Here is a 13,590-nt window from a genome sequence, read left to right on the forward strand (position 1 = left end):
CCGATGGACATGAACGAACGAAAAGGCGTCGCCCTTTTTCTGGTACTCGGTCTGGCGGCCGTGTTCGTGCCCGTTTTGCTGTATCTTTCGCAAACGGGAAGCTCCCAGGTCCGGTTGGCCGTGAAATATCACGAAGTGCACCAGTCGGAAGCGGCGGCCATCGCCGGCACCAACTCGGGGCTTTCCCGTCTTCGCGGCAATATGACCGGTCTTCAGCAGCTCACGAACCTGCTGATCGGGGAGATCGCCTACGATCTGACCATTCAGCCGACCGGAACGGGACTCCTGACCCAGGAACTGTATCACCTGTTTTCCAAGAGCGCCAAGGGCCAGCATACCTTCATTCTCATGAGCGACGCGGAGCAGATGTATCCCGATCCCAACCCGCCCGTGACGGTCATTTCGCACGACACCTGGAACACGATCGAACCGTATGACATCAACCTGGCCGCGGACGTGACGTCGATGGAAAATCTCCGCGGCCAGGATATCCTGAGTTACGAAGCCGTGAAAAACTATGAAAAATCCGTCTCGAAAGCGGCCTATTCCAGCGAACTGATGTCGAAACGGAGCAAACTGCCAACAGAGCTTCAAGCCGACTGGGCGAGCATCGTCTCAATTCTCGAGAGCGAAAAGATCACCTTCTGACGTTCACCAATTTCCCGAGAAAACAGGGCTACTCCATTTCGCAAGTTCACACGACGAATGAAAATCGGTTACAATTGATTACAGGAGAGATCCCAAAGGGAGGTACAGGACGTATGAAAATCCGACGAACATCGGCTGTTTTCCTGGCCGGACTTTTTGTTTTCACTCTCGGGGCCGCTTCTGCGGAAGATGAGTACAAAACCGACCGCAGGACGAAGGTATCGGACAGCACCATAAGCAGCGTCCAGAGCGAGGGCTTCAGCCTCACCAGCAAAGATGCGGCTCCGACGGGCGCGAAGGCGCGACCACTCGGAGAACTCGAACTCGCCATCCAGGAATACCTGTTGTATTTTGATGCCTATCGACAGGCTCAGCAGTCGACGGTTCCCGCCGAACGCGCCAAGGCCTCGCAACTCCTTCGAACCTATCGTAACGCGTATGCGAAGGCCCTGAAAATGCTGCGGGACGACAAGCTCATCCATCCGATGATTCCCCAGAATCCTCTCAAATTGTATATGGAAACGGCAGAAAGTGCGCTTCTGGGCGATCCAAAGAAACGGAAGCGTTTTTATGATGAGGTCAAAAAAGCCGCCAAAGATGCCCTCAAACACGGAAAGAACGCTGATGAGATCGTCGCAATCATCAAAAACAAAATCGAGATCCTGAACCAGAACTGGCAACAGAGCAGCTCGAGTTCCAGCAGCCCTGGTTCGATTTTCCCTCCCGGACTGCCTTCCCCTGGCCAGTTCCCTTCCCCCGGCCAGCTTCCCCCCCCCGGGGTGAATCCTCCTGGCCAGTTCCCTCCACCCGGCCAGAACCCTCCTCCCGGCCAGTTCGTTCCCCTCAGCAGCCAGAACCAGCCGCCCGGACAGAATCTCCCCGGTCTGAACATGATGCCTGGCCAATATCCGCCGCCCGGGGGCCCCGGGTATTCTCCCAACCCTCAGCAACCCTGACGCTCCGTCATCGAATCGCCTGAAACACGTGTAGACATCCTTGACACCTTCGAACGAGAAAAACCAGGCCCAGCATTCGTGGAAGACCCTCCCCACGGGAGGATTTTTCGTCGCCACTCTCGCGGTGCTGCTTCTTGCGGCACCGCTTTTTACCGCTCTCGACACCCGTCTGCGTGATTTCTGGAGCCGTCTCCGCCTGAACGCAGCGGACCCCGGAGGGCACCCCTGGGCGGCAAAACTCGCCCCCCTGCTTCCGAAGCCGGCCTCGCCGGGGCCTGTCGTGCTGGTCCTGGCCGACGACCGGTCGATCCTGGGGATTCAGAATCTGTATCAGGGAAACCGGCAGGCCTACGCCGACGTCGTGCGCATCATCGCGAGCGCCGGCGCCCGCGTCATTGCCCTCGACACGTTCTTCGGAACGCCGAGCGGCGATGCGGACGCCGACGAGGAGCTCGCGAACGCGGTTGCGGAAGCGGGAAACGTCGTTCTCAAAGCCTTCCGGCGCGGCCCCGAGACGATGACGACGCCGTATCCGATCCTCGCGAGGGCCGGCCACGTGGCGCCATCGTATTTCAGCCCGCTGGTCGACGAGACGATCCGACGCTCCTCGGCCATCTTCCGGCCGGCCCGCGGGCAGCCGGTGCCGGGCTTCCATGCGGAGATCGTGCGGATCTGGCTGGGCCTCCCGCTCCAGAAACTGAGCTACGAGGACGACCAGCTCACGTTCAAGACGGCCTCGGGGCCGATCTCGATTCCCCTCTCGAATCGCGAGCATGCGCTGATCAACTACAATTTCGACCCGCAGTCGGTGACCCGCGTATCGCTGTATGACGTCAGGCAGGGCTCCGTCGCCCCGGCCGTCTTCAAGGACAAGGTCGTCATCGTCGGGCCGGCCCATTCGATGAGCGAGGAACGGCTGTTCACGCCTCTCGGCCGGCCCGAGTTCCCGCCGTTCATCCATGCCGTGGTCGTGTCGAACTACCTTGACGGCACAGCGCTGGCCCCCGCGCCGCCATGGCAGGCGCCGCTCGCCGCGGCAATCGCTCTCGCCATCGCAGCGTTCATGCTGGCTCCGCGTCTGCAGCCGCTCGCGTTCGGGGCGATCAGTCTGGCAGGCACGATCGCGCTGTTCGCCCTTTCCGCCGTCGCCTTCTTCGGATACGGCCGGATCGTCGACGTGACCTCGACCGTCGCGGCGCTCGATTTGACCTTCTTTTTCGCCGTCGGCATGCGCTACTACGCCGAACAGTCGGACAAGCTCCGCATCAAGAATGCGTTCCAGCACTACGTCACGGCCTCGATCGTGAACGAGATCCTGAAAGACCCCGCCAAGCTCAACCTTCACGGCGAGGAACGCTGCCTCTCGCTCTTCTTCTCAGACATCGAAGGCTTCACGACCCTGTCGGAAGGCCTTTCCCCGCTCGTCGTCGTGAACCTGCTCAACGAGTATCTGACCGAGATGACCGACATCATCTTCAAATACGACGGGCTGCTCGACAAATACGAGGGCGACGCCATCATGGCGGTGTTCGGCGCCCCGGTCGACCAGGCCGACCACGCGATCCGGGCCTGCCGGTGCGCGCTCGACAGCCAGAAGGCGCTGGCCGAACTGCGCGCCCGGTGGCGCAAGGAAGGCAAGCCGGAGCTGTTCGTCCGGATCGGCATCAACACCGGCGTCGTGGTGGTCGGCAACATGGGTTCGCGGATGCGGTTCGACTACACCTGCATCGGCGACAACGTCAACCTCGCCGCCCGCCTCGAAACCGCCAACAAGATGTTCGGAACGAGCATTCTGATCAGCGGCGACACCGCCGACCTGGTCAAGCCGGCGATTCTCACCCGGTTCCTCGGCATGATCCGGGTCGTGGGCCGCAAGCAGGCCGTGCCCGTCTACGAGGTTCTCGCCCGGCTCGACGGCCACGACGGCGCCGACATCGAGCTTCAGCAGCACCGGAAGAAGACCTACGAAGATGCCCTACAGATGGCCCTCAACCGGAACTTCGCCGGGGCCATCATGTATCTGACGCAGTATATGTCGGCCGAGGTCGAGGACAGGCCGGCCCGGCTGCTGCTCGAGCGCTGCAGGGCGTATGCCGCGGCGCCGCCGCCGCCCGACTGGGACGGCATCATGATCCAGGAACAGAAATAGCATGGCGGTCATTCCCGGGGTGGTGTATCATCGGATCATGCGACGCCTGCTTCCCTCCCTGATCCTGTTCACGGCACTCGGCGCGGTCATGCCCTCCCCTGCCGCCGCATGGCGGAAGTGGGAGCACGTGCAGCCGCGCGAACTCGAGATCACTCTCCGGCCGGAGACGCCCGAAGTCGTCGCCGGCGACGTCGCGACGTTCACGATCAACGTGCGCAACCGCACCGACAAGACCGTCGATCTTCGGTTCGAAACCGGCCAGCGCTGGGATCTCGCGGCATTTCACGATGGGACGCAGATCTGGCGCTGGTCGAACATGCTGCGCTGGGAGGACGCCCCGCACAGCATCCCGATCAGGACGGACCGTCCCGAAACCACGACCATGGCCTGGCGGACGGTCGATCGCAACGGCGGGCCGCTTCCGCAGGGCGTGTACAAGGTGCAGGGCATGGTCATGTGCGAGCCGCGGGCCCTCGTGACCAACGCCGTCGCAATCCGCCTTCTTCCGCCGGTCGAGCGACGGCTCGACACCCTGAAAGTCAAGGTCGGCTCCCATTTCGAGGTCAGGGTGCCGCGCTTCGCCGGGGATCGGCAGGTCCGATGGATGATCGACTACGACTATAACGACAACCGGATCGACCCCGTCGAGCGGCGCAGCGACGATAAGGACGAGATCATCACCTTCGTCGCCAAGCGCGTCGGTCACGTCACGGTCCGCCTGTACGAGCATCCCGAATTCAAGTTCGCCGACAGTTCCCTCGAACGACGCACCTTCCGCGTCGAGGTCGTCGAGCGCGACTGACGCAACAGCCACCGGAGGCCCACATGAGCAGCCCTCATTCCAGCAAGCGCACCATCGAAGAGTTGATGCTCGAAAAGCAGATTCTGACGGCCGAGCAGCTCGAAAAGGCACGGAACATCCAGGCGCAGACGCTCGAACGCCTCGAGGAGATCATCATCCGGCTCGGGTTCATGGCCGAAAAGGACCTTCTCGAACTCTGGGCCGAATTTCTCGGCGTGGCGGTGGTCGACCTGACCAACATCAAGGTCGATGCGAAGATCCTGTCGCTGATCCCGGAATACCAGGCCAAACAGTACAAGATGATCCCCTACAAGCGGACCGGCAACCGGCTGACCGTCGTGATGGCCGATCCGTTCGACATCATGGCACAGGACATGATCGCCTTCCTCACCCAGTGCAAGCTGGACATCCTCATCGCTCCCAAGGCGCAAATAGAACTTGCTATAAAACAGCTGTATTCCTGGGAGGGCTTCTCGGTCGCCGGAGAGGAAAGTTTCGTGGGCGGCGGCGCGGGCGGCGAGTCGGGCGAAGACATCATGCGCCGCACGTCCGAGGAAGGGCCGGTGGTTCAGTTCCTCAACGCGATCTTCAAACAGGCGATTCTCAAGCGCGCCTCCGACATTCACGTCGAGCCGCGCGAGGACATCCTGCTGGTCCGGTTCCGCATCGACGGCATCCTGCACGACGCGATGACCGGCCCCAAGAGCCTGCTAGCGCCGCTGATCAGCCGCATCAAGATCCTGTCCCATCTCGACATCGCCGAGCGGCGCATGCCGCAGGACGGCCGTCTGAAGGTGAAGATGGAGAACCGCGAGATCGACTTCCGCGTCAGCACCGTGCCCAGCCTGCTCGGGGAAAAGGCCGTGCTGCGTCTGCTGCAGCGCGAGGCCTCGTTCGACCTCGACAATATCGGGTTTTTGCCCGAGGATCTCGACAAGCTCAAGGCGGTCATGGACGAGCCGTACGGCATGATCCTCGTCACCGGCCCCACCGGCGCAGGCAAGACGACGACGCTGTTCGGCATGCTGAAATACTTCAACAATACCGAGATCAATATTTTCACCATCGAGAACCCGATCGAGTACCGCATCGACGGGATCACGCAGGTCCAGACGAACGAGAAGATCAACCTCGACTTCGCCCAGGGACTGAGAGCAGCCCTGCGCCAGGATCCCGACGTCATTCTCGTCGGCGAGATCCGCGACCTCGAAACGGCGGAAATCGCGTTCCGGGCCTCGCTGACCGGTCACAAGGTGCTCTCGACCCTGCACACGAACAACGCGGCCGCATCGATCAACCGTCTCATCGACATGGGCGTGCCGGCCTACCTGGTCACGGCCGCGGTCCGCGCGGTCATCGCCCAGAAGCTCCTCCACCGGATCTGCCCCCACTGCCGAACGGAGTACCGTCCCTCGCCGAAGACGATCCAGCGGCTCAAGCTGCCGCCCAACAAGATCATGGGAGCGAAGTTCTTCAAGGGCACCGGCTGCAAGCACTGCAACCAGAGCGGCGTCTACGGACGCCAGGGCGTCTACGAGGTGTTGATGGTCACGCCCGCCATCCGCGACGTCATCGTCGACGGCGGCGGCCAGGAAGCGACGATCAAGCGCGTGGCCCGGCTCGGCGGCATGAAGACCCTGCGCGAGATCGCGGTCCAGCGCGCTCTCGAAGGCGCCTGCACACTCGAGGAAGTGCTCTACGTCACGCCGTCCGACGACGAGGCCCCCGGCCTCGGGGCGGCGGCGCTCGCCGCGGTGCTCGGCCGCGGCGCCGGCCAGACGTTCGTGGCTCCGACTGCCGTCGCCGTGCCGGCCGCGGGCGCGGAGGCCGGCGGCCAGGTCGATCGGCCCCTCGACATGAACGATCCCGTCGTTCGGTCGCTGATGGCGCGTCTCGAGGAGGAGTTCCTGTTCTTCTCCGACGAGGATATCGCGGCCAAGCTCCAGATGAGCCTGCTGCAGGTCCAGGAAGCACGCGGCTCGCTCGGTCTCACTCATGACCGCGAAGGCTTCCGGAAACGGTTCGGCCGATTTCCCGAAGAGCTGACTGAAGACGAAGTCATGGGGCTGATCGAAGACGTCCAGGAGCGTCAAGGCCGGCTGCCCGACTTCGTGTTCGACGATCCGGCGTCGGGCGAGATCTTTGCCAGGTCGCTCACGAAGATGGCGTTGAAACTGCTTTCCGGTCGCGTCAGCGATCCGGAGCAGATTCCGTCGGCTTTTTCCGACGAATTCTGCGCCGGCTACGGCATGGACCAGGCCGTCGCCTGGGCCGGCGGAAGCCGGTTCAAACTTGTCGAGATGGTCCTGCCCGAACGGTATAAGCCCTGGCAATTCGGAGAGGCCGGCGCCTGGATCGCGAGCGGCGACCTCGGCGAGCGGACCCGCGAGGCTCTCGAGTGGCTCATCACGACGAAACTGGGATGCAGTCGCGGCGACCTTCCGCAGATGCTGACCGCCGAGGTCATGCGTTCCTGCGGTCTCGACGTCCTGCTCCAGCGCCACGGCAACTCCGTCTATCGCATGGTTCAAACTATATATCCAGGAGTATTTCAGCCGTGGCAGTTCGTCGACGAGGAGTCGATCATCTGGTTCCGGGAAGACCGATATGAGACGGCCCGGGCGGCCACGCGGTGGCTGATCGAATCCCGGCTCGCGCTTCCCCTCGAGGAAGTGCCGCGTCGGCTGACGCTCCGCGATTTCCATCAGAACAGTCTCTCGAAACTGCTCGATCTGTTCAACCAGAACCTGTTCCAGGTCGTCGACAATGCGTATCCGAACAGGTTCAAGGCCTGGGAATATTCCGAGCAGAGCGATCTATGGCGCTCGGCCGACGCGCTCGACAAGGCAAGAGAGGCCACGGCGTGGCTGATCGGGGAACGCCTGCAATGGGAGACGGCGAAGGCGCCGGCCCAGCTGACGCGCCGCCATTTCCTCAACAACGGCCTGGGCTGGATGATCGGCAGCCTGTTCAACCACTCGCCGTTCCTCGCGCTCGAGAACAGCTTCGAGGAGCTGAAGAACAACGAGATCTTCCAGAAGGCGCTGTTCGGCTTCGCCCAGGAGATCCGCGACATCACCACCCGCTGGCAGACGCTCGCCGAGAAGATCGCCCTGAACCATTTCGGCAAGGCGAAGTTCAAGGTGACCCTGCCGAACCTGAAGGTCGCTGCGATCGTGCCCGAGACCGAGAGCATCTACTACAACGCGGCGAACCAGATCGAGTACGTGCCGCAGATCGTCGTCGCCAAGCTCAGCGCCTACGACGATTTCAGCGACTTCTCCAACTGGGTCCCCTACTGCGACAGGCTCGTCTACTGGGTTCTCGCGGACGACCGCGCGCCCGGCTACGCCCCGCCATCGCACCCGAAGATCAAGCTGGCGTTCTCCGACAGCCTCATCGGAAGCCTGCGTGCGAAGGGGCTTCTCGACGTCGTCGAGAAGGTGAACTCGCTCAAGAACGGATTCGACCGGCTTCTCGACCGGAAGGCGCCAGCCGGCATGTGACGATCAGCCGGCCGGCGGCCCGTCGCCGGCCCGGCCCAGATGGACCTCGGCCCAGACGCCGAACATGAACAGCCCCCAGAGGGCGAATCCCCAGTCGCGCCGCCGCTCCTCGAGCTCGCGGTGCAGGGTCATGATGCGCGACGTATCGGGAAACCAGTTTCTGAACAACGGCGAGCGGACCGTCGTCACGAACGCATCGCGGAGCGGCCCCGTGAGCCATCCGGATACGGGGCTGTTGAAGCCGGATTTCGGGCGGTCGATCAGTTCGTCGGGAAGAACGCCGCGCAGGCTCTCGCGGAGGATTTTCTTCGTCGAGGCGAGGTCGAATTTCTGTCGCCACGGGATGCTCGCGCTTCTCGCCAGCACGTCGAGATCGAGGAAGGGACTTCGCAACTCCAGGCCGTGCGCCATCGATGCGGTGTCGGCCTTCACGAGGATGTCATCCGCGAGCCAGGTTCGGAGATCGACGTAGAAATGACGCCGCTGCTCGTCAAGGCCATCGCACCGGTCATAGAACGCCCGGAACCGGTCGAACGGGGTATACTCCCCCAGCTCGCGCACGATGTCGGGAGCCAGAAGTTCGCGGCGGATCCCGCTCTCGAACAGCGCGCGCCAGCCGAAATGCGCGAACGCGGCATCGGCGCCGGCCCAGCGGCAGAACTGGCGCACCTTGTATTCCAGGGAAACCTTCCCATACCCGATGGGAACAAAGTTGCCGAGTCTGTCGGCAACGCGCAGCAGGAACGCCCAGCCGGGAACGAACCGCCGGCCCAGCATCGCGAGGAGGTCGGCCCGGCACGTCTCGTATCCGCCGAACATCTCGTCGCCGCCGTCTCCGGTCAACGCTACTTTCACCCGTTGCGAAGCGAGTTCGCACACCTTCCAGGTCGGCCAGGCGGACGAGTCGGCGAACGGCTGATCGAAATACCAGGAGAGCCGCCTCAGCTCGTCCAGCGTGGGCGGAACAATCTCGACCCCTTCGACGCCGACGCCGCGCGAACGGCCGAACGCCTCGGCCCGGACACGCTCGTCGAAGCCGGCTTCCGGAAAGCCTGCCGAGAAGGTCCGCATATGCGGATACTGCGCCACAGCCATGTCCAGGACCGCCGACGAGTCGATCCCGCCGCTCAGGAGACAGCCGATTTCGACGTCGGCGACGAGCCGGCGTTCCACGGCCTGCCGCAGAAGCTCCCGCACCTCTTCTTTGCCGGCGGGTCTGCATGGCCCGGAGAGCAGATCGGCCGCATCCCACCAGGTGCCGCCGCTCAACGACGCCGAGGAAACGTCCAGCCGGAGCCAGCAACCGGGCTCGAGGCGGCGGATCTGCCGGAAGATGCTCTTCTCGCCCCCGATGTATCCGACGGCGAGGAGGTCGCTGACGGCCCGGACATCCAGCTCGTCGCTCCTTCCCGGCAGAACCCGCAACGCCTTGAGCTCCGAGGCGAAGCCGAGAGTTCCATCCAACCAGGTATAAAATAACGGTTTTATCCCAAGGCGATCGCGGACCAGCGTCAGGACACGCTCAGCGGAGTCCCAGACGGCGAACGCGAACATGCCGCGGATGCGCGCCAGGCACGACATGCCGTATCGCTGCCACATCCGAAGCAACACCTCGGTATCGGATCGGCTGCGGAGGGGGGCGTCGGAGGCGAGTTCGGTGCTCAACTCGCGGTAATTATATATTTCCCCGTTGAATACGAGATGGAACCGGCCGTCGGAAGAGGAGAACGGTTGGGCGGCGTGATCGCTCAGATCAATGATGGCGAGCCGCTGATGCCCGAGCCATGCGTGCGGAAGCAGTCGTTCGCCGCGGCCGTCGTCGCCGCGGTGCCGGATGCGCGCCAGCATTCTGCGCCCGACCGCCGGGTCCACTCCCGGATTCCTCGCATCGATGATGCCGGCGATGCCGCACATCGGTCGTCAGCCCTTTCTGTGCCGCATCACCATTCGCCGGAACAGGGGATACTCGAAGAGAAGGCGGGAGAATCCCTTTTTGAACCTGAACCTGGCGAAGGGGCGATACAGCGCGATGATCAGCCGGATTATTTTATAGTATAACGAATTTTCCGTGGGCAGAAGCTCGGCCTTCCGGTCGATGAAATAGGACATGACCTGCATCATCTCGATGTCACGCTGGATCGAGGGTGTATACCACGGCTCCGGCTTGTCGCCCTCGGCCTCCTCGCAGGCCCACTCTTCCAGGGTCGCCGGCGGCCGGTAGCCGTGGCGGGTTGCGACCTCGGCCATGACGGTCCCAGGGAGGGGATGAAACTTGTTCGGCTGGAAGATGACCGCGCGGGGATTCTCGTCGAGAACCCGCAGGAGCAGGCGGCGCGTCGCGGCCATTTCCTCGCGCGTCTCGCCAGGGGTTCCGACGATCCAGTTGTAGGCGGCGATCAGTTTTCCGTTCTTCGCAAGCCGCCTGTTCGCCTCGATCGTGTCCTCGACGGTCACGCCCTTTTCATACAGGGCGAGGATGCGCGGCGATCCTGACTCCAGGCCGACATGCAGGATCTCGGTGCCGCTTTCGGCGAGGGCGTCCAGGAACGCGTCGTCCATGCGCAGGATCTCGTTCACGCGCGCCCCGCGGAAACTCATCGGGATTTTGATCCGCCGCCGCTTCAATTCGTCGATGACGCCCTTGATATGCTCGGGGTTCACGAACGAGTCGTCGTCGTAAAAGTAGATCAGGCCGGCGTCGTATCGATCCCGGAGATATTCGATGTGATCGACCACCTCCGTCGCGGGCAATGGGAGCCACTTCGGCTTGTATTCCCTGTACATTGCAGGAGATATACAGAAGGCGCAGCGATAGGGACAGCCGAACGCGCTGTATATCGGAAAGACGCGGCGCGACGTTCCGAAATGCGCGTAGACGCCGTAATCCGGGATCAGGCGGTACGGGATCTCGCGGAACGGCACCGGCTCGAAGCCCTTGAAGGGCTTCCGGCCGACGATCCGCCCTTCGTGCCGGGAATACAGACCCGGAACGCAATCGAGTTCGTCGCTCGCCGGCATGTCATGTGCGGCCAGAGCATGACTCAGCCGAACGGCGGACGAGACGCCGGAGCCGCTGATCGCGTAATCGACGGCGGGGTTTCCGAGAACCGTTTCGGGTGCGATCGTCGCCAGCGAGCCGCCCCAGACGACGGGATACTTCCCCGCCGCCTTTACGGCGCGACTGACCTCGAGAGCGCTGGCGACGGGCGCGCCGCCCATCACGGTGAGACCGACCCACAGGACGTCGGCATCGAGGGCTTTCACCACCTCGTCGGCGTTGCCGCCCGAGGCGCGGAGATCGATGATCCGCACGTCGAAGCCTTCCTTGACGAGACCGGAAGCGACGTACAGCAGACTCAGGGGCGGATGCCGGACGAACTCACCCGCAACGCCCATCGAAGGCTGGACGAGGAGGATCTTACGGCCTGTCACGGAGTCTCTCATACAGCCGGCTCATGATATACGCCTGAAATGCCGCGAGCACCGTCAGATGGAGGACAATCCACGTGATTCCGGTCGCGATGCCCCAGAAACCCGGTCCAATCAAACCGAATACGGCAAGAAGGCCGCCGCCGAGAAGGAAGAGAATCATCTGCGCGAAAATGCAGTGGCCGGATCGGAACATCAGGCCCATGCTCAGGATCAGGAAAAAGGTGCGGAGCGAGTCCCTGACGTGGCGGACCTTGGAAATGCCCGTCCGATCGCCGTACCCGATCGGCACATAGCTGACGAACCGGTTCGTCATGCAGGAATAGACGGTCAGCGACGTCGAGAAGGAAAACTTGAGGCTGAACAACTCGCGGCCGCTCGTAACGATGTCGCGCCGGAAAATCCGCATGCCGCTGTTCGGATCGGGCGAATGGTGGCCGGTGAAATACAGGATGATGGACCGGAGCAGGAGTCGCAGAGCCTTGACGAATACGGTCTGCTTCTCGATCCGGCGGGCGCCGATGATCATGTCGTATGTGTCGGACAACGGCAGCATCTCGCCGAAATCGTGCGGATCGTACGTCCCGTCGGCGTCGATGATCGCGATCAGATCGTGGCTCGCCCGGTCGATCCCGCTCAGGAGCGATCGCCCGTAGCCCGTGTTCTTCGGATGGCGCACAAGGACCGCGCCGGAGGGCACCGCCGCCGCCGTCCCGTCGGTGGAACCGTCGTCGACGACGATCACTTCCAGGGAGCCCGGAACTTTTCCCGAGAGAGCGTCGAAAACGGATGTCACGACGGCGCCAATCGCCCGCTCCTCGTTGTATGCCGGAATGATGACGGACAGTCCGCCGCTGGTCATGCTTCAGATTTCCTTTCCGATGTGGTGGCGGGCTTTTCGAACACGAACTCGATCTCTTCGAAGCCTCCGACCCAGTATGCCCAGATTCTGGAACACGCAGCCGGAGACATGGCGGCAACCGCGTCGAAGAGGCGCCCCAGCAGGAGACCGGCACGATATTGAAACGGGGAAAGGCAGGCCTTTTTCAGTTCCGGTTGCGCGAACCACGTCAGCATCATCGACACGAGTCTGAGCTCGACCCCCGAATACCCGCCGGGGAACGAGGGGTCGAAATACATCGGAAACGATACATCGAAGCCGGCCCGGTGCTGCGGATGCGTGAAGCCGCGCGAGCAGTGAGGAACCCGGACGATCAGAGTCCCGGCGGGCGAGAGAAGCCGCGCCCATTCGCGCATCGCTCCGAATGCATCGGGAAGGTGTTCCAGTACATGCGAGGCGACGATGCGGTCGTATTTTTCCGGCTCGAGAGGATAAGGAAACGACGAGAGATCGAAGCGGAGGTCGGCAGCCGAAGCAGGATCAATATCTATATTTATATATCCAGCCAGAGGATATCGCCCGCAACCGAGATTCAGGCGCCGCAGCCGTTCGGTTCCCCGTTGTTCGCTCATGCTGCGATTATACACCACCGCTGCCTGCCCGGCGAAGAAAACTTGCAGGCTTTGCCGATGCTCCCGGCCCGTTTCCTCCGTCCGGATCGTGTATACTACGGACTGAGGAGTGATCCGCAACACCGGGGAGAATCGATGAACCCGCATCCGCTTGACGTTTTCCTTCCCTTTCTGACCGTGCCCGCCGGCATATTGGCCATCCTGCTCGCCATCAACGTGATCCTTTTGGCGGTGGCATGGCTGGGCGGCTGGAGCAGTCTTGCACGGGCATATCCCGGCCGCCAGCAGACCGGAGGAGAGACGCGAAGTTTTCGAAGTCTGCGCTTCGGCTACTGGACCGGCTACAACAATTGCGTGACGATCGGCGGCGATTCTCAGGGTCTGCACCTGTCGATGCCATGGTTCCTGCGGGCAGGCCACGAGCCGATCTTCATCCCCTGGGCCGATATGCAGATCGTGGAAAAGCAGTCCTTTTTCGGTCTGTCTCCCATCGTCGGTCTCGCGTTTAAAAACTGCCCTGGCGTCCGCCTCCATCTGCAGGCAAGCCTCCTGGCCGACATCCAGGCGGGCGCCGGAAGCCTTTGCTCGACGGCGGGAAACGCCGACGGCGATCGTTAGCCGGGATGT

10 protein-coding genes are annotated in these 13,590 nt (G+C 62.7%); 6 read left to right on the forward strand and 4 right to left on the reverse strand.

Annotated elements, in window-relative coordinates; translation table 11 throughout:
* Positions 1-9 precede the first annotated feature (9 nt).
* The 5 genes from PLU72_02165 (at position 10) to PLU72_02185 (ending at position 8,061) form a co-directional block, all read left to right on the forward strand.
* Positions 10-648, forward strand: a complete 639-nt coding sequence (locus PLU72_02165; GenBank protein HOT26963.1) for a hypothetical protein — start codon at positions 10-12, stop codon at positions 646-648.
* A gap of 113 nt (positions 649-761) precedes the next feature.
* On the forward strand, positions 762-1,604 hold the full coding sequence (locus PLU72_02170) for a hypothetical protein (GenBank protein ID HOT26964.1): 843 nt from the start codon (positions 762-764) through the stop codon (positions 1,602-1,604).
* A gap of 40 nt (positions 1,605-1,644) precedes the next feature.
* Complete coding sequence (locus PLU72_02175; protein ID HOT26965.1) at positions 1,645-3,753, forward strand: adenylate/guanylate cyclase domain-containing protein; 2,109 nt, start codon at positions 1,645-1,647, stop codon at positions 3,751-3,753.
* A 1-nt stretch (position 3,754) separates the two neighbouring features.
* The gene (locus PLU72_02180; protein HOT26966.1) at positions 3,755-4,555 is read left to right on the forward strand and encodes a BsuPI-related putative proteinase inhibitor; all 801 of its coding nucleotides are present in this window, start codon (positions 3,755-3,757) and stop codon (positions 4,553-4,555) included.
* A gap of 23 nt (positions 4,556-4,578) precedes the next feature.
* Positions 4,579-8,061 (forward strand): GspE/PulE family protein, encoded by a 3,483-nt coding sequence (locus PLU72_02185; GenBank protein ID HOT26967.1) that lies wholly within the window; start codon positions 4,579-4,581, stop codon positions 8,059-8,061.
* A 3-nt stretch (positions 8,062-8,064) separates the two neighbouring features.
* Here the strand turns inward: PLU72_02185 and asnB are convergent, their stop codons facing one another.
* From asnB to PLU72_02205, 4 genes are read right to left on the reverse strand one after another with little or no spacing between them, the layout of a single operon-like run.
* Positions 8,065-9,975, reverse strand: coding sequence for an asparagine synthase (glutamine-hydrolyzing) (gene asnB / locus PLU72_02190; protein ID HOT26968.1), 1,911 nt, complete (start codon positions 9,973-9,975; stop codon positions 8,065-8,067).
* 6 nt (positions 9,976-9,981) lie between these two features.
* Complete coding sequence (locus PLU72_02195) at positions 9,982-11,493, reverse strand: radical SAM protein (protein ID HOT26969.1); 1,512 nt, start codon at positions 11,491-11,493, stop codon at positions 9,982-9,984.
* Positions 11,480-12,352: a glycosyltransferase family 2 protein gene (locus tag PLU72_02200; GenBank protein ID HOT26970.1), complete on the reverse strand. Its 873-nt coding sequence runs from the start codon at positions 12,350-12,352 to the stop codon at positions 11,480-11,482. Before PLU72_02200 ends, PLU72_02195 begins: the two co-directional genes overlap by 14 nt.
* Positions 12,349-12,963, reverse strand: a complete 615-nt coding sequence (locus tag PLU72_02205) for a methyltransferase domain-containing protein (protein HOT26971.1) — start codon at positions 12,961-12,963, stop codon at positions 12,349-12,351. Before PLU72_02205 ends, PLU72_02200 begins: the two co-directional genes overlap by 4 nt.
* A gap of 135 nt (positions 12,964-13,098) precedes the next feature.
* Here PLU72_02205 and PLU72_02210 point away from each other — a divergent pair, with 135 nt between their 5' ends.
* The gene (locus PLU72_02210; GenBank protein HOT26972.1) at positions 13,099-13,581 is read left to right on the forward strand and encodes a hypothetical protein; all 483 of its coding nucleotides are present in this window, start codon (positions 13,099-13,101) and stop codon (positions 13,579-13,581) included.
* Positions 13,582-13,590 lie beyond the last annotated feature (9 nt).

This window comes from Candidatus Ozemobacteraceae bacterium (assembly GCA_035373905.1).
GTDB lineage: Bacteria > Muiribacteriota > Ozemobacteria > Ozemobacterales > Ozemobacteraceae > MWAR01.